Origin of the sequence: Pedobacter sp. D749, from assembly GCF_019317285.1 — a bacterium.
Lineage (GTDB): Bacteria > Bacteroidota > Bacteroidia > Sphingobacteriales > Sphingobacteriaceae > Pedobacter.
In genome coordinates this window covers 4486347-4513279 of record NZ_CP079218.1, presented here as the reverse complement: position 1 = coordinate 4513279, position 26933 = coordinate 4486347, and the positions used below count along the sequence as shown (strand labels likewise).

The window sequence follows — 26933 nt, the reverse complement described above, 5'->3', positions numbered from 1 at the left end:
CCGAAAAATATGTTAGGCCGGGGATCGGGAGAACGGGGATTTCTGCTTTGGCTTAGCCAAATGTAAATGCATAATTGAAAAAATAAGATCCATAACTCACGTTATAAAAGTTTGGCTCGTACTATTTGGATCTATATCTCTCTTGTCGTGAAGGCAAAAGCCTCCCTGAAATTAGACTATAGAAAACAATGACGATTAATGAGGCTTTAGTGTACTTTCTCATTTTAAGCAGTTATCTTTTTATATATTATTTCGGCCTATAGGGGTACTTATAAAAATGATGTAGAAAATATACATCCATGATAAATAGCCATTTTTTAATAATATAATTGCATATATTTATTAATACGGTTAAATATTTATGAATAATTTAATAGCCATATCACTCGTTTTGTTATTTGCTTCGTGCAGATCACAAAATGCTGTAAAATTTAGAAATGAAACAGATTCCATAGAAAAACAAGCTTTCAAAATATTAGTAGCGGATAGCCTGGAGGGTACACGCTTAAGGGCTATACAGGAAAAAAAACCTGAAGCCGCACTTAAAATAGCCAAGGAGCAAAGGGCACTCATGCAAGAGCTGTGTAATAAGATTGGAAAAATGGATATCAATAACATACCTGAGGCTAAATCTTTTAAAAATGTCAATTTAAATTACTATAAATTATTTCTAACACTTAAGGATATAGATATAAGGGAGGCAAAGCTTTTGATGGACATAGCAAGTAATGACAAAGCCAATGCCCAAAAAGCAACAGAAATATTATACACCCTAACAGATAAACGGCTGAATATTAATGATCGCATAATCCAGGCTGCGAAAAAAATGAGTAATGCCCGGGTGAGCTTTTCAAAAGCAAATAAGATTTATTAACAACCTTTTGAGCTTATTAAATAAATTATAAACGCAAATTAACTCCCTTGGAAGAGCCAAAGTCAGCGATTTTCTTCAAATAAAATAAATGTCCAGTACCACATACGTCAATATTACATTTCCTGTAAGTATGAGGTATCAGTCAAGGCAGGTTGTTTTAAATTCCTTAAAGAATATGTCATGGATGATCTAGCTAATTTTTGGTAAACAATTGCTTAAGTATTATTTTTGAAAAAAAAACTTATTTTCACTTTATTAATGATAAGTCTATGAAACTTCCGTTTTATTTTATGCTCTCTGTTTTATTTTCGGTTAATGTGTATGCCCAGAAACTCGTAGTTCCGGGAAGCGAAGAGGTCAACACCTCCAAATTACTTCCGGGCAAATCCTTATATATCATTTATTATGTTAAAGATACCTCGTGGACTAAAAAAGGATCATTTACCCATGAGCTTTCGGTATCAGGCAGCGAAATTAAACTGGTTGCTGATTACAAGGATGAAGCGAATAAATGGTATAAAAAAACAACATCAGTGGCTGATGGGAAAACGATGGCACCAATTTCTTACCAGTTTGAAGGCCCAAAAAATACGTTTAAGTTAACTTTCGGCGCAACGGTAAACGGTAAACTTGATTATTTCGACAATAGAAAAGGTCAATCCGTAAGTTTTAGTCCAAAAGAGAAATATGTAGATTATAATCTATCTGAACATCTTTTTACAGCCCTCCCTCTCAAAACGGGTTACACGGCCAGAGTACCAGAATTTTATTATGATGGTAAATCAGACAAGGTAATAACCTATTATACCATTAAAGAAGTAAAAAGCTATGTGCACCGCTCACCTAAAACCGGCAATCATGAGTGCTGGCTGGTAACTGTACTGGAAGAAAGTTCGGGTGGCATCTATAATTATGTAATTGATAAGAAAAACCATGCTATCTGGCAACGGGAAATGTCTATGGGCAAAGGGATGTGGGAAATTTGTGTAAACGATGAACTAGACTATCAGCCTGTCAAAAACAAATTCAATAAGGAAGAGGCGCTGGCCAAGGTAGAAAAAGGAAATAGTGTGATCCTCGGTACAGCGTTCGCGAGAGATCATTCCTCAAGAGGCATTGCAATCGTCAACATCAATAAAGCCCAGTATGCGCCAAAGGGAACTGTAGTATCCATCCTCCCAAATTCTCCTTATATTCAGGAGTGGAAAGAAGTGAACAAGAAAATAAAGAAAGGTAAAAAACTGCCTGAAGTGCCTATTGATCCGAATGTTTCCGCATGTATTAAGACCACCAAAGTGTATGATAATCAGGGTCACTTCGAATTTACGAACCTGATGCCAGGAGAATATCTCTTAATGACCTCCTTCGGCTATACACATTCCTATACTTACAGTTATTATGCGGGCGCCTCTTATTTAATGCACCCTAGCGGCGCGGTACTTTCTTCTTCGCCTGTCTATAACACAGCCAGTGCCTCTACAGGTGCTAATGCAAATATAGAAACCGTGGTTACCATTAAAGAAAATGGTGAGCAATTAAAGGTGAACCTGAAAGACGTAAGGTAAACTTCTTTCTTAATTTAAAGTAAACTGGTTGATCGCAATCCCCCTATACTACATACATCCGATCTATGACGAGATAAAGCTGATATCAGATTCTGTCTGCACGCGAATTGGCAAGAGATTTTTAAAGTATGCAAGAGCAAGGAACAGGCATTTAATTATTCAAATGAGGACAGCATACAAGTGATCTTTACGTTGCCATCAATCTTATATAGCAAGCTCCCCTGTTTTTCAGACCATTCAAAAGTATAATTGTCCTCAAATTTCCTGCAATAAATCTACAGGAGATTTGAGTTCAATGCTTGGTGTGGTCGATGGTAATTGTAATTCACCATCCATTCCTCCACTTTCTCCCTTACATCATCCAGCTGTTTATTCATCCAATTGGTCTACCATTAATTTCATTTTTGCTGGCTGCTTTTTTGCTTTAGGTGGATAAAACAAAGAAGAACAGGATATCCTTTAAGAGTTAATTTTGCAGTTTTGATTGGGGCTTTCTTAGTCACACTCGTAACTTATGGTGTATTTGTGCTCAGCTTTGATTTAATGCTCTGGATATTAAGTGATGTAGGCTTAAAAAATGGTTATGGACTTTTTATCCTATTTACTGCCCCTTTTTTTCTTATTATTTTATGTATTGATGATGTGGTCAGTAGATCTATATTTTAAGAGAAGTATATGGCATATAGTATAAGCATCAATATTTAGACGAATATTCGCAACTAATTCCGAACTGTTTCAGCAATCAATTTTACATCAATTGATGTTTGCTCATCCGCCGTTTTGATATATAATAAAATAATCTGATCGTTCATCATAATATTTAAATTTAAGATTTTATTCATTAAAATTTGTGGACACGCTTTGCAGTCACAAATAAGAGTCATTATGCAGCCCTGTACTTCTTTTTAAGGCGTGCCATATCCTGGCTCACCTTTATATCCAGTGTTTTCGCATAGTGCTACGTGGTCTTGATATTGGTGTGACCTAGCATACTGGATACGCTTTCAATCGGTACGCCATTGGGATATACCCGACGGATATGGGGAGCCCGGTAAGTGCCACTTTTGAATGCCTTCAGTAACTCATGCATTCGTTCTGCTTTTGTGCTCAATAATTATTTGCAATCCCCACTTCACTAGCTTTTCATAGCGCAACACTGGATTGCTCACTTTAATTCTGCGAATATTTGAATATTTTGTGTCCTTCGACGATAATTATAAAACAAAAAACCCTGCAAATCAATAATTTACAGGGTTTTAGCTAGATTTAGTCTAATGACTTGTAGCCCGTAGGGGAATCGAACCCCTGTTTCCAGAATGAAAATCTGGCGTCCTCACCCCTAGACGAACGGGCCATTTTTTCAGTTTTTAAATTTCCAATTTTCAGTGTGCAATTAAAAAGCCAACTGAGAACTACCAACTGAATTGGTAGCGGGGACACGACTCGAACGTGCGACCTTCGGGTTATGAGCCCGACGAGCTACCAACTGCTCCACCCCGCACTCTATACAACTCGTTTTTTCTTTGAATTAAATCCTTAACTCTGTTTCCGAATTGGAATGCAAAGATATAATTCGTTTCTTTGTGCTGCAAATTTTTTTTTAAAAATATTTTAATGGCGCATAAAGCAGGTTTTGTTAGTATAATAGGTAAACCAAATGTAGGTAAATCTACCCTCATGAATGTGCTTGTAGGCGAGCGACTTAGCATTATCACTCCTAAGGCACAAACCACAAGGCATCGCATTTTAGGGATCGTAAATGAAGAAGAATATCAGATCGTTTTCTCTGATACACCGGGTATAATTAAGCCAAAATACAGTTTACAAGAGAGTATGATGAGCTTTGTAAACGGATCTTTGACCGATGCCGACGTACTTTTATTCGTGACCGATATCAACGAAGAGCACGATGAGGAAGACGTTCTGGAAAAAATTCTGAACCGTAATATCCCTACAATTGTACTGATTAATAAAATTGATAAAGCATTACAGGAACAGGTTGATGAGAAGATTGCCTACTGGCAGGAGAAGCTAAATCCGGTTGCTATTTATGCCATTTCAGCTTTACATAAACACAATGTTGACGGATTATTGGATCGCGTGTTGGAAATGTTGCCAGAGCATCCGCCATATTACGACAAAGAAGATTTAACCGACCGCTCTGAGCGTTTCTTCGTTTCAGAGATTATTCGCGAAAAAATCTTCCTTAATTATCAGAAAGAAATTCCTTACAGTACCGAAGTTATTGTAAAGAGTTTTAAAGAAGAGGAAATGAAAAATGGCAAAGGTGCTTTGATCAGGATTACGGCAGAAATTGTGGTCGAACGTGATTCGCAAAAAAATATTTTAATCGGTACTGGTGGGAGTATGCTAAAAAAGGTTGGTACCGAAGCACGTTTAGAAATCGAGAAGTTTTTAGATAATAAGGTTTTCTTAGAAATGTTTGTGAAGGTAATTCCAGACTGGAGAAGTAAAAAGAATTACTTAAAAAGCTTTGGTTACGATAATTAACCGTACCTTTGCAGCCCGAAATGAATCGGTTAGTAGTTGATAGTCAATGGCTGATAGCCAAATAGTTTGAGCAGCTTGCCTGAACACCACGACCATTAACTATAAGCCATTAACTATCAAAAGAACACCCATGAGTAATATTATAGCCATCGTAGGCAGGCCAAACGTAGGCAAGAGTACCCTTTTTAACAGATTAACAGAAAGCCGTAAGGCAATTGTAGATGATATCAGCGGCGTAACCCGCGACAGGCATTATGGAGTAGGTGAGTGGACCGACAGACAATTTACCGTAATTGATACTGGTGGTTATGTAGCCAACTCAGAAGATGTTTACGAAGCGGCAATCCGCGAGCAGGTAATGATCGCCATCGAAGAAGCCAGTGTATTAATCTTTATGGTTGATGTAACTACAGGTATTACCGATTTAGATGATGATATTGCTCAGGTATTGCGCAGAAGTAATAAGCCCGTTTATGTTTGTGCAAATAAGGTAGACAATACCGCTTTATATAACGAAATCCATACTTTTTATGGTTTCGGATTGGGCGAAGTATATGCATTATCATCAATGACTGGTTCCGGAACAGGAGAGTTGTTGGATGAGGTGGTTAAAAATTTCGAAGATATTCCGGAAGAAGAAAACCAACTGCCTAAAATTACCATTGCTGGTCGTCCTAATGTTGGTAAATCATCTTTGGTTAATGCGTTAATTGGTAAAGAACGTAATATCGTTACTGCAAATGCAGGTACCACCCGCGATTCAATTAAAATCCATTATAACCAGTTCGGTCATGAGTTTATGCTGATCGATACTGCCGGATTACGTAAAAAAACAAAGGTTAAAGAAAACTTAGAGTTTTATTCAGTAATGCGTACCATTAAAGCTTTAGAAGAAGCTGATGTTGTGGTATTAATGATCGATGCCGTAGAAGGAATCGAAAGTCAGGATATTAATATTTTCCACCTGGCCGAAAAGAACAAAAAAGGGATTGTAATTTTGGTAAACAAATGGGATTTGATCGAAAAAAATACACAAACGATGAAAGCTTTCGAAGAGCAGATTCATGAGCGTATTCGCCCGTTTACCGATGTGCCGATCGTTTTCACTTCCGTAATAAATAAGCAGCGTATTTTTAAAGCAATTGAAGCCGCTTTAGAAGTTTATAAAAACCGTAGCAAGAAAATTCCTACATCTAAACTAAATGATGTAATGTTGCCGCTGATTGAGAAATTCCCACCGCCGGCATTAAAAGGAAAACACATTAAGATTAAATACATCACCCAGATTAATGCTACTTCACCAATGTTTGCCTTTTTCTGCAACTTGCCACAGTACATTAAAGATCCGTATAAACGTTTCATCGAGAATAAATTGAGAGAAAACTTCGATTTTTCCGGTGCACCGATCCAGATTTATTTCAGACAGAAATAAGTTAAGGTTGAGGGCTTGAAGGTATAAGGCTTAAGGTCCGAATTCCCATAATTAAAAACAGGGTTGTTTCTTAAAGAAGCAGCCCTGTTTTGTTTTGCTATTCATGTCATTCTGAACGCAGTGAAGAATCTTTCTGTTGTTTACAGTGTACTTGAGTGAATTTACTAACGTTCGTGTTGTTAAAGTTTGGATGGCAGTGTTTTGTAGGCTAGGGATTCTTCACTGCGTTCAGAATGACAGCAGATAATTTTTTGTTCGCGGAGATTTGTAATCTCGTCGTAATGCGCTGTGGATTTGAAATCCACGAAAGTCTAAACTGCAAAGACGGGATTGCAAATCCCAACTATCTGGATTTAAAGATTTATCCATTTCGCTGCGCTCCAGTTGAAAGGACGATTCTCCTTATTACTGGTCAGAAAATACCCTTACTTTTGCTTCATGCAATTACAAGTACAAAATAGCCAGCCAGCTGACATCAATACCATTTTTGAGTTTTATGATATGGCTATTGCACATCAAAAGAAAGTGTTTAACAAACACTGGCAGGGCTTTAGCAGAGAAATGGTGCAAACAGAAATTGATGAAAACCGTCAATATAAAATCTTGGTAGATGGAGTTGTTGCCTGTGTATTTGCCGTTACATTTAACGACCAATTAATTTGGGGCGAGCGGGATCAGGATGCGATTTATATCCACAAGATTGTAACCCATCCTGAATTTAGGGGTTATTCTTTTGTAAAAGAAATTATTAAATGGGCTAAAGATTACTCCGCAAAAAACAGCATTAAATTTATCAGAATGGATACCTGGGCGGATAATGAAAAACTGCTCGAATATTATACAAGTTGTGGTTTTGATTATGTTGGGGTAGTAAGCATGGAAAAAACTGATGGACTGCCGAAACACTATGAAGGAATCAGTTTAAGTTTGTTTGAGATTGTGCTGTAGCGTATTGCAAAGGTGATATTTTGTTCGTCGAGATTTGTAATCTCGTCGCACTGTTTTGTGGATTTCAAATCCACGAAGTCTAGACTCCAAAGATGAAATTTCAAATTCAGATTGACGGCAAGAATGTTGTTCTAATCAGATCCTGAAATAAATCCGATAGCGATCGGATCAGGATGACGATCGTAAGAGAATGATTTCTATATTGGCAATCTGTCCTTTCGGTAAATCGTATTCTATTCCGTGGTTTTCCGTGTCTCGGTGACAACATTAATCCTTGCCTGCACATCATTTCAATTCAATTTTCCAGCTTAACATATCATCTACTTCTCCAATATGGATAAAGTTGTTTTTTTCTAAAATAGAATAAGAGGCCACATTGTCTTTAATCGTGGTTGCATAAACCGATTTCACTTTAGGTTGCTCCCTGGCCCATTCTATTAATCGGCCAACAGCTTCAGTCATAAAGCCCTTGCCTCTAAATTCCTCATAAGTGCCATAACCTATTTCGATTTCGCCATTTGGATCTGGCTCGCCAACAAAACAGATATCACCTACCATTCTATGGTCGGGTTTAGATATGATGGTCCATAAAGTATGGTATAGATAATCTTTGTCCTTATCAAAAACGTTAGGTAAAATTGTTTGTTCCAAAGCCTCTTGAAGTGAAGGAGAAATGTTTTTTTTGGTTGGTAGAAGGCCAAATTCTTGTTCTAAAGAATGATCATCTTTGATATATTTTAAAAGCTGATCGTGCGTTAGTGGTTTTAAAATGAGGCGTTCGGTTTCTATCATGCTTGAGTTTGTTATATAGACTAATATAAAACTTTGGGTTTTGAATAAGCTAAATTTTACAATAAGCTTTTATTAAAAAAACGTCTTGTTTTTTTGAAATACCGAACATTACTAATAAACCTTTATTACCTGGCCTGATAAGATGCCCAATACACTTTTCTCATAAGCTTTAACCACTTTCTCCATGCTAACCGGAATTTCTCCGGGAAAAGAATCGAAATACGCAGGAGAATCTTCAACCACATTAGGGCTAATGGCGTTTATACGAACCCCATTTTCAAGCTCTGGAGCAGCAGCTAAAACAAATGCATTTAAACCTCCATTTATGGTGCTCAATGCTGATCCTGCAGCGACGGGATTTTCGGCTAATATCCCGGAAGTTAAGGTAAATGAACCACCTTTATTGATATAATGCTGACCAATTAACACCAGGTTAATCTGTCCCAATAATTTATCCAGTAAGCCATGCTTAAATACTTCGCCCGTCATCTGATTTAAAGGCGCAAAGGGAGCTTTACCGCTCGTACTGATCAGCGCATCGAAAGCACCAATCTGCTCAAACATATTTTTAATCGATGTTTCATCGGTAATGTCAACCTGGACATCACCCTTGGTATTTCCTACACGGATAATCTCGTGTTTTTGCGCAAAAGCTTCGGCTACTTTTTTGCCCAGTGTGCCTGTTGCGCCTACAATTATTATTTTCATCTAAGCTGTTTAATGTGTAATTACTGATTTAACATTGTTATTAAACATCAGGGTGTCTTGAAATGTTTGTATGGTGTCAATCCTGCAATACCATTTCAGCTTTAAGATTGGTAATCAATAGGTCAATATGCAGGGAGATTTTACGGTGATAGCATCCGCATTTAGCCACGCAGCAATACCAATCTCTTTAAGCCTGTTTTATTGAAGGTTAAGAAGTGCTTGTCTTACCGCATTATCGGTTTGGTTTGCTGCTTTGTAGTAGCCCACATCGCCCAGATAATAGCGACAAAGCAAAGCTTTAAGATCATTTAAAATCACATTTTTCGAATTGTACAGTTGAAAGCGATCTATTGTTATGTTTTTGCGTTGAAGAAATCCGATAAAGTCCTTAAAGTCGTTATCGTTTATGGTGAAGATATTAATATTCTGTTCTACAAAACTAGCGCTGTATTTATTGGTAAGTACATTAAATACGTAATCAGAAAGTATTTTCTTGCTCACCAGATTACTATAAAACTTATTGTAGCCATTTGTATCTAATTTCACAAATATATCTGGTTGGATACCGCCAATTGGTTTGTTTTTTTTATTCGGCTGAATATTTACGCCTTCAGTTTTCTCAATAGAATCCTGAAAAGAGGTCCGGTCTCCGGTAAGCTCTCCATCCATCATACGTTCATCCAATTCGTGTTTGTAGGCGTCGTAACCTTTTTTATACGATTTTTGGATACTCCGGCCAGATGGGGTATAATATCTAGCAATGGTTAAGTTCAGTGCAGAGCCATCGCCAAAAGCAAATTGTTCTTGTACCAGGCCTTTTCCAAAAGAGCGGCGGCCAACAATAATCCCGCGTCCCAAATCCTGGATGGCTCCAGCTACAATTTCACTGGCTGATGCGGTATTTTCATTAATAAGTACAGCGAGTTTGCCATTTTGAAAGGCCCCTGTGCCGGTAGAGAAATAATCGGTACGTGGCTCATGTTTGCCCTGTGTATACACGATGAGTTTGTTCTCACCCAAAAATTGATCGGCCAGGCCTGTTGCTGCTGTAAAATAACCACCCCCGTTATCGCGCAGGTCAAGAATCAGTTTTTTCATGCCCTTTGCCTTGAGGTTATTGGCTGCAGCAGAAAAATCGTTGTCAGTATTGGCGCCAAACTTACTGATCCGAACATAACCAGTTTCGTTGTTAATCATATATGCTGCATCAATACTACTTATGTTTACTTTACCACGGGTAACCATAATGCGGTTACTTTGTGGCACTCCCGGGTGTAAAAGCACTACACTCACGCCAGTTCCGGATTTACCTTTAAAACGACCTGTAAGTTGATCTTTGGGTAGGTTCCGGCCGCTTACTACTGCGGTATCAATACTTAAGATCTTATCACCCAGTTTAATTCCCGCCTGGTACGCTGGCCCGTCTTTAACCACACCGGTAACCATCATGGTATCGTTAAGCATGTAATATTCTATGCCTACGCCTTCAAAATTTCCTTCCAGGTTATCGGTCATATCTTGCGCATCAGTCGGAGGCAGGTAAACACTATGTGGATCGAGTTGGTGTAAAACACTATCGATAGGTAAGTTTTGAAGCGAATCGGTATTGATGTCATCAACGTAATTGCCATTGATGATATGTAAGATTTCGTTTAATTTTTCGTCGCTGTTATTGGCTAATTGAGGACTTTTTTTAACGCCAAAGCCTTGATCTTTAATGAATTTTATGCCCAAAAACATCCCCACTATTAAAATTACAGAATAGCTTACAGCGATCAATATGTTGTTGCGGGTGTTTTTTTTCATTGGCGTTACCGCAAATTTATGAAAATTAGCGAGTTGATATATTTTTTAACTGCATTTTCATGTCTTTTGTTTATAATATTTAACATTAATTAATGCAATGAATTGATTGGTTAAAATTTATGTCAGATTTTTTGAATTTATAGCGTAGTTTTTAAAAAGAATTTACCGAATTTTATCAAAATTAAATTTATGAATAGAGTTACCGAGCAAGAATCTAACTATGACCACATTGATCAGATGTCGGTGTTAGAAGTTTTGCAGGGCATTAATAACGAAGATAAAACTGTAGCATTTGCAGTCGAAAAATCTTTGCCTCAAATCGAAAAATTAACATCGGCCATTGCGGGGCGAATGAAAAAGGGAGGCCGTCTCTTTTACATAGGTGCAGGCACAAGTGGTCGTTTAGGCGTGGTAGATGCTTCAGAATGTCCGCCTACTTATGGGGTTCCTTTTGATTGGGTTGTAGGGATTATTGCCGGCGGAGACACTGCGATAAGAAGAGCGGTAGAATTTGCTGAAGATGATGCCGAACAGGCCTGGAAAGATCTTAAGGAATTTGACATTAATGAAAAAGATTGTTTAGTTGGCCTGGCAGCTTCAGGTACTACGCCATATGTAATCGGTGGATTAAACACGGCACGTAAGCATGGTATTTTAACAGGCTGTATTGTTTGTAATGCAGGCGGACCTATTGCTGCAGAATCGGATTTTCCGGTTGAAGTGGTGGTTGGCCCTGAATTTATTACGGGCTCAACCCGCATGAAATCCGGTACGGCGCAGAAAATGGTATTAAATATGTTAAGCACTACCGTTATGGTTCAGTTAGGGCGTGTAGTTGGCAATAAAATGGTCGATATGCAGTTAACTAACCATAAATTGGTCGATCGAGGTACACAAATGGTGGCCGACGAACTGAATATTGGCTACGATGAAGCTGCCCAATTGTTAAACCGTTATGGAAGTGTGCGAAAAGCTGTTGAAGCAGGGCACTAAGAAATGAGAGAAGGATGGATTGAGTGAATGAAAGAATTAGTGAGTGATAGCATGTAAAAGTAGCATTAATCATTCCCTCATTCAAAACTCGCTCATTCAATAATTAGAAAATTATGCACGAAATTGAGCCTTATTACCAGTGGAGAGATGATTATATTTCGGCAGAAGATGAGCGTTCGCCATTTTACAATACCGAATATTCAGAACTTTACTTCGATAAGCAGATTTATAACTTTTTATTGCACCCACAGTGGGATGAGTTCGGTTCTAATACGCTATATATGAAGGTATTATATGCTGATTATGATCGCAGTTATGCCGTTATCGAGTTTATAGGCGAGTGGAACGATGCCATTAACAACGACATTATGCTGATGAAGCGCGATATTTTAGAGCTGATGATGGATGAAGGCATTAATAAGTTTATCCTGATCGGCGAAAATATACTGAATTTCCATGCCTCCGATGACAGTTATTACGAAGAATGGTTTCAGGAAGTAGAAGATGGCTGGATTGTTGGGGTGAATTTTCAGGAACACGTTATCACCGAGTTTCGCGATAATAACATCGATTATTACATTAACTTTGGTGGTGCATTTGATGACTTGCCTTGGCGAACATTAAAACCACTGCAGTTCTTTAAAAAAGTTGAAGAATTGCTGACAAAAAGATTAAACTAAATATTTATTTTTATATAGTTAAATACACAAAATTTAAAATGGAACAACAAAATTATCAATATCAGGACAACAGTGTTTTTGTACAGGAAAAATCTGTTTCTAAAAAATTCTTTGCAAACGTTTTCTTATGGATGTTTGTGGCGTTGAGTTTATCAACTGTAGCAGCTTATTTATTTGGTACCAATGAGCAGTTAATGCAGTACCTTTTAAATATTAATCCAGCAACCGGTAAAGTGAGCATGTCAATTTTCGGTTATGTAGCGATGTTCGCACCACTCGGATTGGTTTTATTAATGGGATTCGGTTTAAGCAGATTATCATTGCCAGCATTAATTGGCGTTTTTGTGCTTTATTCATTATTAACTGGAGTGAGTTTAAGTTTTATCTTGTTAACCTATACTTCAGGTTCAGTAGTGAGCTGTTTTGCAGGAGCCGCAGGTATCTTCGGAATTATGGCATTTATGGGCTATACCACCAATATCGATCTAAGTAAATTTGGGCCGATTTTAATGGTTGGCGTAATTGGTTTAGTGATTGCCAGTGTAATAAATATGTTTGTTCAAAGCGAACAATTCAGTTTGTTTATGGCGTTTATTGGTATTGCAATATTTACGGCATTAACCGCTTATGATGTACAAAAAATAAAAAGAATTGGCGAAGGGATCGAAGCTAGCGGTGAACAGGTTCTTCAGATTGAATCTAAAAAAATGGCAATTGTAGCAGCACTGTCTTTATACCTGGATTTCTTAAATATCTTCCTTTTCTTACTTCGTATTTTCGGAAGCAGAAAGTAATCATTAACAGAACAATATTCTTAAGGCTGCGCAGTTTTGCGTGGCCTTTGTAATTTTATTTGGTGCCGAAGCGATAATTTTTGGAATTGATGTTGCTTTGTTGCATTTTTGTATGCTTATTAAGAAAGACGGAGGGATTAGACCCAACGAAGTCTTAGCAACCTGTAACCATACAAGGTGCTAAATTCTATTCTGCAAATAGCAGAAACAGATAAGTTTAGGATTACGATTCACGTACCAACTTTTTAAATAAGCCTTTTAGGATGTAATGATGTATAATGGAAGATGTATGATGTGTCTTGCCATTTTCCATTTTCCATCCCACATTTTACACAACAAATGGGTATAAGAGAAGAATTAGAAAAACGTATTTTGGTGATTGATGGTGCAATGGGTACCATGATTCAGCGATATACCTTAACCGAAGAAGATTTTAGAGGGGAACGATTTAAAAACCATCCCTGTGATGTAAAAGGCAATAATGATTTGCTTAACATCACACGTCCGGATATTATTAAAACAATACACCTGGAGTACCTGGCCGCTGGTGCCGATATTATTGAGACAAATACTTTCAGTACGCAGCGCATTTCCATGGCCGATTACCAGATGGAAGACCTTTCTTACGAAATGAGTTTTGAAGGTGCACGCGTGGCAAAAGAAGCTGTTAACGAGTTCATGGCTGCAAATCCAGACCGTAAATGTTTTGTTGCCGGTGCTATTGGCCCAACCAACCGTACCCTGTCCATGTCGCCGAATGTAAACGACCCTGGTTTTAGGGCGGTTTATTTTGATGAGCTCGAAGCAGCTTATTACGAACAGGTACGTGGTTTAGTAGATGGCGGTTCCGATGTATTATTAATCGAAACCATTTTCGATACCTTGAATGCTAAAGTGGCTATTGTAGCCATTAAAAAATATGAAGAGGTAATTGGGCGTAAACTGGAGATCATGATTTCTGGTACCATTACCGATGCTTCGGGTAGAACACTTTCAGGGCAAACTGCTGAGGCTTTTTTGAACTCTGTAATGCATGCAAAACCATTAAGTATCGGTTTTAACTGTGCTTTGGGGGCTAAAGAAATGCGTCCGCACATTGAAGAGTTAGCGGCAAAAGCAGGATGTTATGTTTCCGCCTATCCAAATGCGGGTTTGCCAAATGAGTTTGGTGCTTACGATGAGCAGCCGCATGAAACCGCACATCTGGTTGATGACTTTATTGCTTCCGGTTTTGTGAATATAGTAGGAGGTTGTTGTGGTACCACGCCAGATCATATTGGCTGTATTGCTAAAAATGCCCGAAAAGCTGAGCCCCGTAAAATACCGGTTCTTGAACCATACATGCGTTTAAGCGGATTGGAGCCTGTAACCATCACCCCGGATAGTATTTTTGTAAATATTGGTGAAAGAACCAATATTACCGGATCTCCAAAATTCTCCAAACTGATTTTGGGTGGCGATTATGAAGCCGCATTAGCCGTTGCTTTGCAGCAAGTTGAAGGCGGTGCACAGGTAATCGATGTAAACATGGATGAAGGGATGCTGGATTCGGAAGCAGCAATGACTAAATTCTTAAACCTCATCGCTTCTGAACCGGACATTGCCAAATTGCCTATCATGGTCGATTCATCTAAATGGTCGGTTATTGAAAATGGCTTAAAATGTTTGCAGGGAAAAGGAATTGTAAACTCGATTTCCTTAAAAGAAGGGGAAGATAAATTCCGCGAAAGTGCCCGCAAAATTATGCAATATGGTGCTGCCGTAGTTGTAATGGCTTTTGATGAACAGGGACAGGCCGATAATTATGAGCGTAGAAAAGAAATATGCAAAAGGAGTTATGATATTTTGGTACACGAAATTGGTTTCCCGCCAGAGGATATTATTTTCGACCCAAATATTTTAACCGTTGCAACCGGATTAGAAGAGCATAATAATTATGCCGTCGATTTTATTAATGCCACCCGTTGGATCAAAGAAAACCTGCCTCACGCTAAAGTAAGTGGTGGGGTTTCCAATATTTCTTTCTCTTTCAGAGGGAATAATACCGTTCGCGAGGCGATGCACTCCGCATTTCTTTATCATGCCATTCAGGCCGGTTTAGATATGGGGATCGTAAACGCGGGAATGTTAGAGGTTTATCAGGAAATTCCGCCCGAATTATTAGAAAGAGTAGAAGATGTGCTTTTAAACCGAAGAGACGATGCTACGGAGCGTTTGGTAGAATATGCCGATACCGTAAAATCAAAAGGCAAAGAGGTTGTTAAAGATGAAGAGTGGAGAAAAGGTCCTGTTGAAGAAAGGTTATCACATTCACTGGTAAAAGGAATTGTGGAATACCTGGATGATGATGTGGAAGAAGCCAGACAAAAATATGCCCGGCCGATTCAGGTAATTGAAGGACCATTGATGGACGGAATGAATATTGTCGGTGATCTTTTTGGTGCCGGAAAAATGTTCCTGCCTCAGGTGGTAAAATCGGCGAGGGTAATGAAAAAAGCGGTAGCCTATTTATTGCCGTTTATCGAACAGGAAAAACTGGATAATCCCGATCAGGATCAGAGTTCATCTGCCGGAAGAGTGTTAATGGCCACCGTAAAAGGCGATGTACACGATATTGGAAAAAATATTGTGGGCGTGGTATTGGCTTGTAATAACTTCGAAATTGTTGATATGGGCGTGATGGTTCCGGCACAGGAAATCATCAAAAAAGCTAAAGAAATAAAAGCTGATATTATTGGTCTAAGCGGTTTAATTACACCGTCACTGGATGAAATGGTTCACTTTGCCAAAGAGATGGAACGCGAAGGTTTTACCATTCCCTTGATCATCGGTGGAGCTACTACTTCCAGGATCCACGCTGCGGTAAAAGTAGCACCTAATTATTCAGGTCCCGCCATCCATGTGTTGGATGCTTCCAGAAGTGTTACCGTTTGTAGTACTTTAATGAATCCTGATACGAGAGATGAATATATTGCTGGAATAAGAGCTGAATATGATAAAGCCCGCGAAGCACATTTAAATAAACGATCGGATAAACGTTTTAAAACTTTAGAAGAAGCACGAGCGAATAAATTTAAGATCGATTTTCAACTCAATCTACCTGTTCCGGAATTTACAGGTACAAGGGTTTTTGATAATTATCCCTTAGAAGAACTGGTTCCTTACATCGATTGGACACCATTTTTCCATACCTGGGAACTCCGCGGAAGTTATCCGAAAATTTTCGATGATAAAAATGTTGGTGATGAAGCAAAGAAACTTTTTGATGATGCACAGACTTTATTAAAACGCATTCTGGACGAAAAACTATTAACGGCAAGAGCTGTAATTGGTTTCTGGCCTGCAAATGCGGTAGGAGACGATATTGTTTTGGATGTAAGAGGTAAAATGGAAAATGGAAGTGAAGCCCCATCATCTAGCTTACATCAACCATCTTCCGTTACGATTCACACTCTTCGCCAGCAGGCCGAAAAGGTAGATGGGCAGCCTTATTATGCTTTATCTGATTTCATTGCTCCGAAAGAAAGTGGTATTCAGGATTATTTTGGTGGTTTTGCTGTAACTGCTGGTATCGGGATTGATGAACTGGTAAATGAGTTCGAATCCAATTACGATGATTATAACAGTATCATGGCTAAAGCATTGGCCGATCGTTTAGCTGAAGCATTTGCTGAGCGGATGCACGAACGTGTACGTAAAGAGTATTGGGGCTATGCACAGGATGAAAATCTAAGCAATCAGGAATTAATTAAGGAAGAATACGCAGGGATTCGTCCGGCGCCAGGTTATCCTGCCTGCCCTGAGCATACCGAAAAAGGCACTTTGTTCCAATTGCTTGATGCAGAGAATAAAATCGGATTGCATTTAACAGAAAGTTATGCCATGTATCCAACAGCTGCGGTAAGTGGGTTTTATTTCGCACATCCGGATTCGAGGTATTTTGGATTGGGAAAAATTACCAAAGATCAGATTGAAGATTACGCCATCAGAAAGAATATGCCAATTGAAGAAGTGGAGCGGTGGTTAAGTCCGAATTTAGCTTATTAACCCCCGGCCCCTTAAGGGGAGGGAATACGTACAAATTAAAATTTAAAGCCCCTTTAGGGGTTGGGGTATGAAGATTACAGACCATATAAAAAACGCGAAGGGTAAAACCTTGTTCTCTTTTGAATTATTGCCACCTGTTAAAGGGCAAAGTATACAATGGATTTATGATGCGATAGAACCACTATTGGAGTTTAATCCCCCTTTTATTGATGTAACCTCGCTCCGCGAAGATTATATTTATAAAGAACAGGCAAATGGTTTGCTACAAAAGGTATCTTACCGTAAACGTCCGGGTACTATTGCCATCTGTGCAGCCATTATCCATAAATATAAAGTTGATGCCGTTCCACATCTTATTTGTGGTGGATTTACCAAAGAAGAAACCGAAAATGCATTGATCGATCTACAGTTTTTGGGGATTGATAACGTTTTGGCTTTGCGTGGCGATGCCCGTAAGGCAGATGGGAATTTTGTGCCAACTCCAGGCGGACATTGTTACGCTACTGACCTGATCGAGCACATCAAGAACCATAACGAAGGTAAATTTCTGCACGAAGATGTAGAAACCTTTAAAAGTGATTTTTGTATCGGTGTAGCTGGTTATCCGGAAAAACATTTTGAGGCACCTAATATGAGCACGGATTTCAAATACCTTAAAAAGAAGGTAGAGGCAGGTGCGGAGTTTATCGTAACGCAAATGTTCTTCGACAACCAGAAATATTTCGATTTCGTAAAGAAATGCAGGGAAAACGATATTAACATTCCGATTATTCCGGGATTAAAGCCGATTAGCACCTTATCGCAGTTAAATGTGTTGCCTAAGATTTTTCATATTGATTTACCTGATGAATTGACCGATGCGCTATCTCATGCTAAAAACAATAATGAGGCAAAAGAAATTGGCACAGAAGCGATGATCAAACAATGTAAAGAATTGATCGATTTCGGTGCTCCGGTGCTTCACTTTTATACGATGGGCCGCCCTGAACAGACCAAAAAGATCGCAAAAGCTATTTTTTAGTAAAAAGACCTCGCAGGTTTTTAAACCTGCGAGGTCTGATCCAAACCCATAGTCGGAACAATCTATCCTTACTCTCGTAAACTTGTGGATAGCATCTGCCCAATATTTCAAATTCTTACAGAACTTTAACCTTAAAATTATTGTTTTAAAGCTGAACAGCTTTATATTTGCGACAATGAAATTAAATGCTTTTAAATATGTGGTCGTTATCTGTGTTGCTTTAGCCTTGTTTTTTAAGGTAAGTAATATGATCTCGTATTTAAGCTATTCTACCGATAATGTTGAAGTTTTATCTACAAACGATGACGCGACAGAGAAGGAAGAAAAGAAAGTAGAAACCGAATATGTAGTACAACAGATTGTATTTCATGAAACGTTATATTTTCCGCTTCAAACTTCAAAAAAGATACTTATTCCTGGTCATTTTTTCCAGTTGGCATACTTCCCTGAAGTTCTAACTCCACCACCCTCCGTATAAACATATTTTGGTGTTTATTTTTTTCTGCAAGTCCTGTGGAATAAAGAGTCTGTTTTAAAATTTCAAAATTAATATATATGAAACGAGCAATTTCATTTGCAGTGTTATTAATCGCTGCTTCTTTAAAAATCAGTGCACAGGAAGTTGTGCAAAATAATGTTAAGCCGGTAGAAAATGCCCTTATTCAGGTGACCAAGTTGCAACCGGTAAGTTTTAATTACGATAAAACCTGGGCCGAAAAACTAAAGCTATCTGCCAAACCACAGTATGGTTTTGTAGGCGCTGAAGCTAAAGACGCTTTTCCTGAAATTGTTTCTGTACAGGCAAAAAGTTATGCATCGGGCAAAAATGCATTTAAAAATGCTACTATTACCAAGGTAGATTACGAGAGTTTAGTCCCGCTTTTGGTAGCCAGTATTAAGGAGCAACAGCAACAGATTGAAGCACTTCAGCGGGAGCTGAAAACACTAAAATCACAACAAAGTGCTAAATAATAATGAATCCCGGTGAAAATCGGGATTTTTTTATTTCAAGTTGATCCGGAATTGTAATCCGCAAATGTATTTTTTTCTTTTTAATTAAGGATTACAAATCCTTAGTTAAAAAGTCGGGATTACAAATCCCGACTAACGTTAAACAATACCAAAGTTTAATCCCGCTCCTGGTTGGAAGTATAAAAGCAAATAGAACAATTAAGGGCAGATGTAAACAGTTTAAAATCCAGAAACACAAAATAGCTTTTTCAGTTTTATAGCTGATTCAGGCCGGAGTAATGTTCCGACCTTTTTTTATTTTTATAAGTAAAACGATCCTACGTAACGCTTAAATTTTTATTTTTATATAATTAACCAAATATAAATCTACAATTAAAAACAATTATTATGAAAAAGCTTATTCAATTATTCCTGTTTTGTACAGTGCTGGCTGTGTTACCTTTGCAAAATACTAAGGCTGAAAGTAATGCCAGTAAATTTTTTAGCATTGGTTTAAATTTAAGTAATGGAACTGGTGATAACGGATCTATTTACCTGTACGGACCTACTCCTGTTAGTGCTTATTTTGGCCCAAGTGGAGGCTCATATGGTCCGTTGACGGCCGGCACCTATACTGTTATTATTTATACTGCAGCCCCAGGTTCACGCACTTTTAGATTTAATGGACAAGCGATTACCACCACTTCAGGGAGCGCTACATTTAATAATGTTAGCATTACTTCTACAGCTTTCGCTTCTGTTAATTAAATAAATATTTTCAAGTAGGTCCGGATTTATAGTCCGGACCTTTGTGTTTGACTTCCTGGTTAAGGATTACAAATCCCGGCTAACTTTAGAGATAGGTCAGGAGTTGGTATGGATTTGCATTTTTATAAATCGTCATCTCGACTGTAGCGCAGCGGAACGGAGAGATCTATCTCTAGACAGATTTAGCTTCGCTGAGCACTTTGTGGTTCTCGGCTTTGTTGCACTCCGTTCGAAATGACGATCAATCTAATTATTACCCTTTAAGCAAATAACTTTTAAATCCTTCAAAATCCACACCTAACTGATCTGCATGTGTAGGTTTACTTTCCAAAGCTTTTACTTGCTCCGGGATTTCGATTTTAGCCGCAATATCTGCCGGGAAAATATCAGGGAATTTACAGGCGTGTGCAGTAGATAAGAAAACGGCCGCACTTTCATCTGTTGGATTTTCGCTTCTGTATTTTTCAATTGCCAAATAAGCTATCGCAGTATGCGGACAGGCAACATAATTTAGTTTACTGTCAAGTTCTTTAATGCCTGCTAATGTTTCATCATCAGTAAAACGGTAGGATGTAACCACATTTTTAATTGCCACTACATCCTGATCAAACAGATCCATAATGCGGACCCAATTGCTTGGTGCGCCTACATCCATCGCATTTGAATAAGTTTGTGTAGATGGCTTCGTTTCATATACGCCACTTTCTAAAAAGCGTGGAACGGTGTCGTTTACATTGGTAGCTGCAATAAATTGTTTAACAGGTAATCCTAATTTATAGGCCAGTAAACCTGCGCCAATATTTCCGAAATTTCCACTAGGAACCGAAAATACGATATCTTTAAAACCTTGTTTTTTCAGTTGGGCGTAAGTATTGAAATAATAAAAGGTTTGCGGAATTAATCTCGAAATGTTAATTGAATTGGCCGAAGTCAACCTGAATTTGTCATTCAGTTCATCATCTGCAAAAGCCTGTTTTACCAAAGCCTGGCAATCATCGAAAGTACCTTTAACCTCAACTGCCCTGATATTTTCGCCATTCGTAGTTAACTGCAGTTCTTGTATCGGGCTCACTTTCCCTTCCGGATAAAGGATCGTTACCCTGGTGTTAGGTACTCCGAGGAAACCCAAAGCCACTGCGCCGCCGGTATCACCTGAAGTAGCAACTAATACATCTAGCAGCTGTTCGCCATCTTTTAAAAAATAAGCCATCACACGGCTCATAAAACGGGCACCAAAATCTTTAAAAGCTAAAGATGGACCATGGAATAATTCGAGCACAAAGGTTTTATCATCCAGTTTTACAGCAGGGGCTTCAAAATTAATGGCATCATCAATTAAAGCCTTTAAATCTTCGGCCGGAATTTCATCTTTTAATAGTGTTGAAGCTACTTTGTAAGCAATTTCCGGTAAAGAATATTTTTCAATATTTTCAATAAAATCGGCATCAAGCTGCGGGATTTCTACAGGCATGTATAAACCTTTATCTTGCGGCATGCTATTAAAAACGGCTTCTTTAAAAGAAACGCGTAAATCTTTATTGTTGGTTGAGTATAGTTTCATTGTTTAGAATGGATGAGGTAAGATGGATGATGGAAAATGTGGTTTACATCATCCATCTCCCATTTTACATATTTACATAACTTTCGGTCCTTCCGCGTTAACTGGAGAAACAAAAGCTTTGCTGTTAATATTTATTTTATGTAAGTGCTGCTGTTGCGATTTGGTTATTTTTCTCGCTGTTTCTTCATCTTTGGTCAAGGCGAAAACAGAAGGACCAGAACCTGAAATTCCGAAACCGATTGCGCCATTTTCCATCGCCAGTTTTCTCATTTCTTCAAAACCTGGGATTAGGATTGAGCGGGTAGGCTCTACCAGGACATCTTTCATGCTTCTTCCAATTAAGTCGAAATCATTCATGAACAATCCACTTACCAGACCAGCAACGTTTCCCCATTGGGTAACCGCATCCTTTAGGGCAACCTTACTGCGGATCATCTGGCGTGCATCTTTAGTCGGTACATCAACTTCCGGGTAAACAATTGCAACATACATTCCTGCTGGAGTAGGTAAAGAAATTACATCAAGTGGTTCGTAACTTCTTACCAGTACAAAACCGCCCAATAAGGCAGGGGCAACATTATCTGCATGGCCGTAACCACAGGCAAGTTCTTCACCTTTCATGGCAAAATGAACCAGCTCTTTAGCTGTTAATAAGTCGCCCATCAGTTTGTTAATGGCAAATAAACCAGCAACAGTACTGGCCGAACTTGAGCCCAGTCCACTACCAATAGGCATTTTTTTGTGCAGTTCAATTTCTACACCAACATCTAAACGGTTAATGTGCTGCAGGTAATGCTGAACACTGGCACTAACTGTATTTTTAGCGGCATCTAAAGGCAGGCGGCCATCATCACCGGTAATTTTTTTGATCACCACTCCGGGTGTGTCGGTAAAACGCATCTCAACTTCATCGCCTGGTTCGTTTACGGCAAAACCCAGTACGTCGAAACCGCACACTACATTTGCAACCGTTGCCGGAGCGAAAACTTTTATACTATTTTTCATTATTAATTGGCTTAGCTCGTGTTAAGCAGTTATTTGGTTTAAATGATATTTTAAATGCATCACGTAATCTTCAATAAAATAAGAAAGTGTATGCAGTTCTGTTTTTCCTTTTCCGGTATCACAGTTATTCTGAAGCTTTTCTTCCGGAATGTTTTCAATTACCCGGCTAATCTGATTATTCAACAACTTCCAAAGCATTTTAACATCGGCGATAGCTGTCTCATGATACTTTTGATAAAGCACCCATTCATCCTGATGATAAACAATTTTAACACCCTGCTCATACTGGCCTATAATTAACCGACGGATATTATTCGATGCACTATCGATCAAATGACCCAATAATTCTTTTTTAGACCATTTTGAGGGCTGCGGTTTATCGTTCCACGATTTTTCCGTGATGCTTTCAAAATCAATCATTGCCTGACCAACCAAGCTTAGGATTTCATTTTTATGTGCTAAAACCGGATTCATGGTACTAGTTGTTTAAAGTACCTACGTTAATGATATCGGCAAAAACACCGGCAGCGGTAACTTCAGCACCTGCACCTGGGCCTTTAACCACCAATGGACGAGATTTATAACGATCTGTAGTGAAAGAAATAATATTATCACTTCCAGATAGCATATAAAAAGGATGAGTATCATCCACCATTTGCAAGCTGATTTCTACATTGCCATCTTCCAGTTTACCGATATAGCGTAAAACCTTTCCTTCATTGGCTGCGGTATTCTTCAGGTTTTCGAAATAAGCAGCGTTCGCTTGCAATTCAGAATAGAAATCCTCTACAGAATTTGCATTTAAACAGGCTTCAGGTAAAATGTTATCGATTTTCACATCACTGGCTTCCAATGGATAACCCGCATCGCGTGCAAGGATTAACATTTTACGCATAAAATCTTTTCCGTTTAGGTCGTCACGTGGATCTGGCTCAGTATAACCCAATTCCTGTGCTTCTTTTACGGTTTCGTAAAAACCAGCTTCACCCTTAAAATTATTGAAGATGTAAGAAATGGTTCCTGATAAAATAGCCTCAATCCGGGCAACCTTATCGCCGCTCATCATTAATTCTTTTAGTGTGCGTATAATAGGTAAGCCGGCACCAACATTGGTTTCATAATAAAAATCGACACCGAATTTACGGGCGGTATCTTTGAATGATTTATATTGGGCATAATCTGCCGAATTTCCTTTTTTATTGCAGGTTACTACGGAAATGCTGCTCTCAAAAATGCCTTGATAAAATGCTATCGGCGATTCCGCTGCGGTGTTATCTACAAAAACACAGTTGGGTAAGTTTAAAGCTTTCATTTTAGCAACAAAGCCAGCTAAATCGGCCTGTTCACCATTTGCATTCAATTCCGACTCCCAATTTTCTAACGATAGACCATCAGAATTGAAAATCATTTTTCTTGTATTGCTAATGCCTGCAACCTTAACCTGTAAGTCATTATTTTCTGCCAGGAATGGCATTTGCTCTTTCAATTGGTTAAATAAGGTTTTGCCAATGTTTCCGGTGCCCAGGCAGAAAACATTTAATGTTCTTTTCAGGTCGGTAAAAAAAGCATCGTGTACTGCATTTACGGCTTTAGATAAATCATCTTTGCTGATAATTACCGAGATGTTATACTCTGAAGAGCCCTGTGCAATAGCCCTAACATTAATACCGTTACGGCCAAGCGCATTAAATAAACGACCGCTCATGCCTGGGGTACGTTTCATGTTTTCACCAACAATAGCCAATACCGCTAAGTTACTTTCAACCTCTGGTAGTTCCAGTTTTTTAGCATCTAGCTCCAGTTCGAATTCTTTTTTGATCAGGGAAATGGCCTGCGAAGCGTCCGTTGGTTTAACTGCGAAAGTTATGCTATGTTCTGATGAAGATTGGGTAATCAATACCACATTAATCTGTTCGCGCGAAAGTAGTGAGAATAATCTTCCGCTAAAACCTGCCTTACCCACCATGCCACTTCCGGTCAGGTTGATAATGCTGATCTGATCAATAGAAGAAATTCCTTTTATAGGTAAGTTTGAAGTTTTTACATCACTTTTAATATAGGTTCCTGCAAAATCCGGTTCGAATGTGTTTTTAATCACAATCGGTATTTTTTTCATAAAAGCAGGGATCATGGTGGGCGGATAAATCACTTTTGCACCAAAATAACTTAATTCCATAGCTTCAGTATAACTCAGCTCTGGTAAAGAGAAGGCTTTTTTTACGATTCTTGGATCAGCCGTCATCATACCATTTACATCCGTCCAGATTTCTATTTCCGTTGCATTTAAGGCTGCTCCCCAAACGGCTGCGGTATAGTCAGACCCACCACGACCTAATGTAGTTACCCTACCTGCCGCATTACTGGCAATAAAACCGGTTACAAAAAGGACCTTATCCTTATTTTCCTGGTAAAAATTGTTGATCAGCATTTCGGTCAATTCAGTATCTACTTTAGCCTGACCGAAGTTGCTGTCTGTTTTAATCAGTTCAGAACCATTTACATAAAGCGCATCACCAAAATTTTGAGAAGCAATGTGGCTGATCATAAAAGTAGAACAACGTTCGCCATAGCTTAAAATCTGGTCTTTGGTCTGCAAGCTCAGTTCACGCAGATTAGTCACTGCCTGTAGTAGATCTTCCAGTTCGTTAAAAAAGATTTTTAGGCGTGTAAACACAGGGTTCTGTGCAGCCGCTGGTAAAAGCATGCGGATTACAGCAAAGTGTTTTGCTTCGATTTCTTTTAAATGGGCATCGTAATCTTCACCCCGCTCGGCCATTTCGGCCATATCGGTAAGCAAATTGGTTACGCCGCTCATTGCCGATAATACAACTACCGGGCTGTTCTTCTGTTTTTCTTCGCCAACCAGGCGTAAGAGGGTTTTAATGTTCTCGGCCGAACCTACGGATGTGCCGCCGAATTTGAGTACTTTCATTAGTTTATATTGGGTTTAACTGTTTGTTGCTACACCGATCTATGGTTTAAAATGCTCGTTTGTACAGGTTTCATTCAGCATGGTTAAAAAAAAAGCGTCCCGACTTTCATCGGGACGCTCTCTGTGTTTTATGTTTTTTCAATTTACAACAAATTAGCCCCGCTGGTTTATACCGGTGGTAATAATAATCGTTGTAATAATCGAAGTGTTAAAATTCATCTTGTCTTTGTGTACTTTGTACACCGTAAAGTAGGAGATTATTTTTTTAAAATGCAAATGTTTTTTCAATTTTATTTCGAAATTTCTATTAAAACGTTTAAGTAAATGAAATAGCCGTATTATTCCCCTCCTTTGGAGGGGTGCCCGCAGGGCGGGGTGGTTAAAGACGCTACAATCACTTCTCCTTTTAAATTTTTCAATAATTAAAGGTATTACAATCTTTATCCTTTTTATAAAAGATGCTGCAGTAGCTTTTTGGGTAGTGCAGTCCTGCTAACCGCTTTAGTCCCGATGGTGGTGCTGTTTTGTTGTTGGTGATATCGGGAGCTGCCGCTTTTATCAGGTTTATTTAATACGGGTTGGTGCTACTATTGAAGTGCGTTGCCTTTCCTGCGTCTAATTATTCCCCTCTTTTGGAAGGGTGCCCGCAGGGCGGGGGTATAAACGAGTATAATTACTTCAAATATATATATACTACATAAATACAAAAAGTAATATTACCCAAAATAACAACTGGTAAGTATTTCTTAAGGAAGAATAATATTAATGCTGTAATGTTAGCAAAAATCAAAACAGAACTGATGTAGATATAAGGTTTGGCTACTTCATAAATAATATTGTAAGGGATAAAATCATTGACCAACTGTATTCTAGCCTGTATTATTGGGACTATATTCCAGATTAATAATAATAAGATTGCTAACGAGATGATTGATAAACTCTTTGTGCTATCTTTTTTAATTTTATCCTGATTTAGGTAATTAAGACTTGGACAATCTTGTAAATTCGGATAATCCTGTAAATCTAGCTCTATTCCGTTTTCATTAACAATAATTAATTTCTTATCGTCTTCCGAAAAATTTTCAGGAGTTAAAATAACTTCTTTACCTAAGCAGGCAGAAACATCTTTTAAATAATCCACCAGCCTATTATGGTCTTCGATCGAATTAATTTCTGAAGGGGTAATATCATTTTCAATTTCATCGCCACCGAAAAAGTAGCACTTAATTAGGATATCTTTCAAATGTATGGTAACATTACTCAATAAGTCTGTTTTTCCATTCCAATAATCGAATACCATGCTTTTATCAATCTGGCTTTCAGTTTCACCCGTGTGGATATTATAAAATTTCAATTCATATTTAGTATTGATGAGATCTATCCATTTCTCCCAATCTTCCATGCTAGTATTTTTAACATAGATATCCCTTAAAGAGCCATCAATATAATATATCTTTTTTCTAAGTATTTCCCAGTTCATTTTTGATCATGTTACCAGATAAAAGTATAATCTTTAATTCATTTCCAGATGGTATGTTAATCTTT

The 26933-nt window shown here is 38.3% G+C and carries 23 protein-coding genes, 2 tRNA genes, 1 pseudogene and 1 riboswitch; of the genes and pseudogenes, 13 read left to right on the top strand and 13 right to left on the bottom strand.

The window, feature by feature from the left end; all coding sequences use genetic code 11:
• Positions 1-361 precede the first annotated feature (361 nt).
• Together KYH19_RS18330 and KYH19_RS18325 are read left to right on the top strand one after the other, a co-directional pair.
• On the top strand, positions 362-874 hold the full coding sequence (locus tag KYH19_RS18330; protein ID WP_132398798.1) for a hypothetical protein: 513 nt from the start codon (positions 362-364) through the stop codon (positions 872-874).
• 269 nt (positions 875-1143) lie between these two features.
• On the top strand, positions 1144-2439 hold the full coding sequence (locus KYH19_RS18325; RefSeq protein WP_219076142.1) for a hypothetical protein: 1296 nt from the start codon (positions 1144-1146) through the stop codon (positions 2437-2439).
• A 275-nt stretch (positions 2440-2714) separates the two neighbouring features.
• Here KYH19_RS18325 and KYH19_RS24415 read toward each other — a convergent pair whose 3' ends face one another.
• The 5 genes and pseudogenes from KYH19_RS24415 to KYH19_RS18305 form a co-directional block, all read right to left on the bottom strand.
• Positions 2715-2816 carry an integrase core domain-containing protein gene (locus tag KYH19_RS24415; protein ID WP_132398804.1) on the bottom strand — a complete coding sequence of 34 codons (102 nt, stop codon included), beginning with the start codon at positions 2814-2816 and terminating at the stop codon, positions 2715-2717.
• A 342-nt stretch (positions 2817-3158) separates the two neighbouring features.
• Positions 3159-3281, bottom strand: a complete 123-nt coding sequence (locus KYH19_RS24235) for a hypothetical protein (RefSeq protein WP_255562460.1) — start codon at positions 3279-3281, stop codon at positions 3159-3161.
• Between the two features lie 41 nt (positions 3282-3322).
• A pseudogene (locus KYH19_RS18315) lies at positions 3323-3460 on the bottom strand (site-specific integrase); the annotation flags it as partial.
• A 261-nt stretch (positions 3461-3721) separates the two neighbouring features.
• A tRNA-Glu gene (locus KYH19_RS18310) sits at positions 3722-3793 on the bottom strand.
• Positions 3794-3864: 71 nt separating this feature from the next.
• Positions 3865-3940, bottom strand: a tRNA-Met gene (locus tag KYH19_RS18305).
• Positions 3941-4053: 113 nt separating this feature from the next.
• On the opposite strand from KYH19_RS18305, the gene era reads away from it, so the two are divergent.
• The 3 genes from era to KYH19_RS18290 all read left to right on the top strand — a co-directional run bounded on the left by era (position 4054) and on the right by KYH19_RS18290 (position 7330).
• Positions 4054-4950 carry a GTPase Era gene (gene era / locus KYH19_RS18300; RefSeq protein WP_132398806.1) on the top strand — a complete coding sequence of 299 codons (897 nt, stop codon included), beginning with the start codon at positions 4054-4056 and terminating at the stop codon, positions 4948-4950.
• 130 nt (positions 4951-5080) lie between these two features.
• Entirely contained in the window at positions 5081-6382 is a 1302-nt protein-coding gene (der, locus tag KYH19_RS18295; protein WP_121284311.1) for a ribosome biogenesis GTPase Der, read from the top strand.
• 438 nt (positions 6383-6820) lie between these two features.
• Positions 6821-7330 (top strand): N-acetyltransferase, encoded by a 510-nt coding sequence (locus KYH19_RS18290; RefSeq protein WP_219076141.1) that lies wholly within the window; start codon positions 6821-6823, stop codon positions 7328-7330.
• 285 nt (positions 7331-7615) lie between these two features.
• Here the strand turns inward: KYH19_RS18290 and KYH19_RS18285 are convergent, their stop codons facing one another.
• The 3 genes from KYH19_RS18285 to KYH19_RS18275 form a co-directional block, all read right to left on the bottom strand.
• On the bottom strand, positions 7616-8122 hold the full coding sequence (locus KYH19_RS18285) for a GNAT family N-acetyltransferase (protein WP_132398812.1): 507 nt from the start codon (positions 8120-8122) through the stop codon (positions 7616-7618).
• 111 nt (positions 8123-8233) lie between these two features.
• The gene (locus KYH19_RS18280) at positions 8234-8830 is read right to left on the bottom strand and encodes a short chain dehydrogenase (protein ID WP_219076140.1); all 597 of its coding nucleotides are present in this window, start codon (positions 8828-8830) and stop codon (positions 8234-8236) included.
• A 198-nt stretch (positions 8831-9028) separates the two neighbouring features.
• Positions 9029-10636 carry a S41 family peptidase gene (locus KYH19_RS18275; RefSeq protein ID WP_219076139.1) on the bottom strand — a complete coding sequence of 536 codons (1608 nt, stop codon included), beginning with the start codon at positions 10634-10636 and terminating at the stop codon, positions 9029-9031.
• A 189-nt stretch (positions 10637-10825) separates the two neighbouring features.
• On the opposite strand from KYH19_RS18275, the gene murQ reads away from it, so the two are divergent.
• The 8 genes from murQ to KYH19_RS18235 all read left to right on the top strand — a co-directional run bounded on the left by murQ (position 10826) and on the right by KYH19_RS18235 (position 19890).
• Positions 10826-11629 (top strand): N-acetylmuramic acid 6-phosphate etherase, encoded by an 804-nt coding sequence (murQ, locus tag KYH19_RS18270; protein ID WP_219076138.1) that lies wholly within the window; start codon positions 10826-10828, stop codon positions 11627-11629.
• Positions 11630-11742: 113 nt separating this feature from the next.
• Positions 11743-12309, top strand: a complete 567-nt coding sequence (locus tag KYH19_RS18265; RefSeq protein WP_219076137.1) for a hypothetical protein — start codon at positions 11743-11745, stop codon at positions 12307-12309.
• 38 nt (positions 12310-12347) lie between these two features.
• Positions 12348-13103 carry a Bax inhibitor-1/YccA family protein gene (locus KYH19_RS18260; RefSeq protein ID WP_193421246.1) on the top strand — a complete coding sequence of 252 codons (756 nt, stop codon included), beginning with the start codon at positions 12348-12350 and terminating at the stop codon, positions 13101-13103.
• A gap of 113 nt (positions 13104-13216) precedes the next feature.
• Positions 13217-13321, top strand: a riboswitch (SAM riboswitch).
• Positions 13322-13442: 121 nt separating this feature from the next.
• The gene (gene metH / locus KYH19_RS18255; protein ID WP_219076136.1) at positions 13443-17150 is read left to right on the top strand and encodes a methionine synthase; all 3708 of its coding nucleotides are present in this window, start codon (positions 13443-13445) and stop codon (positions 17148-17150) included.
• A 67-nt stretch (positions 17151-17217) separates the two neighbouring features.
• Positions 17218-18171, top strand: coding sequence for a methylenetetrahydrofolate reductase [NAD(P)H] (metF, locus tag KYH19_RS18250; protein ID WP_121284300.1), 954 nt, complete (start codon positions 17218-17220; stop codon positions 18169-18171).
• A 175-nt stretch (positions 18172-18346) separates the two neighbouring features.
• Positions 18347-18649, top strand: coding sequence for a hypothetical protein (locus KYH19_RS18245; RefSeq protein WP_219076135.1), 303 nt, complete (start codon positions 18347-18349; stop codon positions 18647-18649).
• 77 nt (positions 18650-18726) lie between these two features.
• Positions 18727-19143 (top strand): tail fiber domain-containing protein, encoded by a 417-nt coding sequence (locus KYH19_RS18240; protein WP_132398827.1) that lies wholly within the window; start codon positions 18727-18729, stop codon positions 19141-19143.
• 387 nt (positions 19144-19530) lie between these two features.
• Complete coding sequence (locus KYH19_RS18235; RefSeq protein ID WP_219076134.1) at positions 19531-19890, top strand: hypothetical protein; 360 nt, start codon at positions 19531-19533, stop codon at positions 19888-19890.
• Between the two features lie 253 nt (positions 19891-20143).
• On the opposite strand, the gene thrC is transcribed toward KYH19_RS18235, so the two are convergent.
• The 5 genes from thrC to KYH19_RS18210 all read right to left on the bottom strand — a co-directional run bounded on the left by thrC (position 20144) and on the right by KYH19_RS18210 (position 26868).
• Positions 20144-21451 carry a threonine synthase gene (thrC, locus tag KYH19_RS18230; RefSeq protein WP_219076133.1) on the bottom strand — a complete coding sequence of 436 codons (1308 nt, stop codon included), beginning with the start codon at positions 21449-21451 and terminating at the stop codon, positions 20144-20146.
• A 72-nt stretch (positions 21452-21523) separates the two neighbouring features.
• On the bottom strand, positions 21524-22456 hold the full coding sequence (locus KYH19_RS18225) for a homoserine kinase (protein WP_219076132.1): 933 nt from the start codon (positions 22454-22456) through the stop codon (positions 21524-21526).
• A gap of 21 nt (positions 22457-22477) precedes the next feature.
• Positions 22478-22930, bottom strand: coding sequence for a DinB family protein (locus tag KYH19_RS18220; RefSeq protein WP_219076131.1), 453 nt, complete (start codon positions 22928-22930; stop codon positions 22478-22480).
• A gap of 4 nt (positions 22931-22934) precedes the next feature.
• Positions 22935-25388 carry a bifunctional aspartate kinase/homoserine dehydrogenase I gene (thrA, locus tag KYH19_RS18215; protein WP_219076130.1) on the bottom strand — a complete coding sequence of 818 codons (2454 nt, stop codon included), beginning with the start codon at positions 25386-25388 and terminating at the stop codon, positions 22935-22937.
• A gap of 673 nt (positions 25389-26061) precedes the next feature.
• A complete protein-coding gene (locus KYH19_RS18210) occupies positions 26062-26868 on the bottom strand; it encodes a hypothetical protein (RefSeq protein ID WP_219076129.1) in 807 nt (268 codons plus the stop codon).
• Positions 26869-26933 lie beyond the last annotated feature (65 nt).

Excerpts from the sequence above, each read along its gene's own strand:
- KYH19_RS18330 (WP_132398798.1), top strand. The coding sequence starts at position 362 with ATGAATAATTTAATAGCCATATCACTCGTTTTGTTATTTGCTTCGTGC.
- KYH19_RS18325 (WP_219076142.1), top strand. The coding sequence starts at position 1,144 with ATGAAACTTCCGTTTTATTTTATGCTCTCTGTTTTATTTTCGGTTAAT.
- KYH19_RS24415 (WP_132398804.1), bottom strand. The coding sequence starts at position 2,816 with ATGAATAAACAGCTGGATGATGTAAGGGAGAAAGTGGAGGAATGGATG.
- KYH19_RS24235 (WP_255562460.1), bottom strand. The coding sequence starts at position 3,281 with ATGAATAAAATCTTAAATTTAAATATTATGATGAACGATCAGATTATT.
- era (WP_132398806.1), top strand. The coding sequence starts at position 4,054 with ATGGCGCATAAAGCAGGTTTTGTTAGTATAATAGGTAAACCAAATGTA.
- der (WP_121284311.1), top strand. The coding sequence starts at position 5,081 with ATGAGTAATATTATAGCCATCGTAGGCAGGCCAAACGTAGGCAAGAGT.
- KYH19_RS18290 (WP_219076141.1), top strand. The coding sequence starts at position 6,821 with ATGCAATTACAAGTACAAAATAGCCAGCCAGCTGACATCAATACCATT.
- KYH19_RS18285 (WP_132398812.1), bottom strand. The coding sequence starts at position 8,122 with ATGATAGAAACCGAACGCCTCATTTTAAAACCACTAACGCACGATCAG.
- KYH19_RS18280 (WP_219076140.1), bottom strand. The coding sequence starts at position 8,830 with ATGAAAATAATAATTGTAGGCGCAACAGGCACACTGGGCAAAAAAGTA.
- KYH19_RS18275 (WP_219076139.1), bottom strand. The coding sequence starts at position 10,636 with ATGAAAAAAAACACCCGCAACAACATATTGATCGCTGTAAGCTATTCT.
- murQ (WP_219076138.1), top strand. The coding sequence starts at position 10,826 with ATGAATAGAGTTACCGAGCAAGAATCTAACTATGACCACATTGATCAG.
- KYH19_RS18265 (WP_219076137.1), top strand. The coding sequence starts at position 11,743 with ATGCACGAAATTGAGCCTTATTACCAGTGGAGAGATGATTATATTTCG.
- KYH19_RS18260 (WP_193421246.1), top strand. The coding sequence starts at position 12,348 with ATGGAACAACAAAATTATCAATATCAGGACAACAGTGTTTTTGTACAG.
- metH (WP_219076136.1), top strand. The coding sequence starts at position 13,443 with ATGGGTATAAGAGAAGAATTAGAAAAACGTATTTTGGTGATTGATGGT.
- metF (WP_121284300.1), top strand. The coding sequence starts at position 17,218 with ATGAAGATTACAGACCATATAAAAAACGCGAAGGGTAAAACCTTGTTC.
- KYH19_RS18245 (WP_219076135.1), top strand. The coding sequence starts at position 18,347 with ATGAAATTAAATGCTTTTAAATATGTGGTCGTTATCTGTGTTGCTTTA.
- KYH19_RS18240 (WP_132398827.1), top strand. The coding sequence starts at position 18,727 with ATGAAACGAGCAATTTCATTTGCAGTGTTATTAATCGCTGCTTCTTTA.
- KYH19_RS18235 (WP_219076134.1), top strand. The coding sequence starts at position 19,531 with ATGAAAAAGCTTATTCAATTATTCCTGTTTTGTACAGTGCTGGCTGTG.
- thrC (WP_219076133.1), bottom strand. The coding sequence starts at position 21,451 with ATGAAACTATACTCAACCAACAATAAAGATTTACGCGTTTCTTTTAAA.
- KYH19_RS18225 (WP_219076132.1), bottom strand. The coding sequence starts at position 22,456 with ATGAAAAATAGTATAAAAGTTTTCGCTCCGGCAACGGTTGCAAATGTA.
- KYH19_RS18220 (WP_219076131.1), bottom strand. The coding sequence starts at position 22,930 with ATGAATCCGGTTTTAGCACATAAAAATGAAATCCTAAGCTTGGTTGGT.
- thrA (WP_219076130.1), bottom strand. The coding sequence starts at position 25,388 with ATGAAAGTACTCAAATTCGGCGGCACATCCGTAGGTTCGGCCGAGAAC.
- KYH19_RS18210 (WP_219076129.1), bottom strand. The coding sequence starts at position 26,868 with ATGAACTGGGAAATACTTAGAAAAAAGATATATTATATTGATGGCTCT.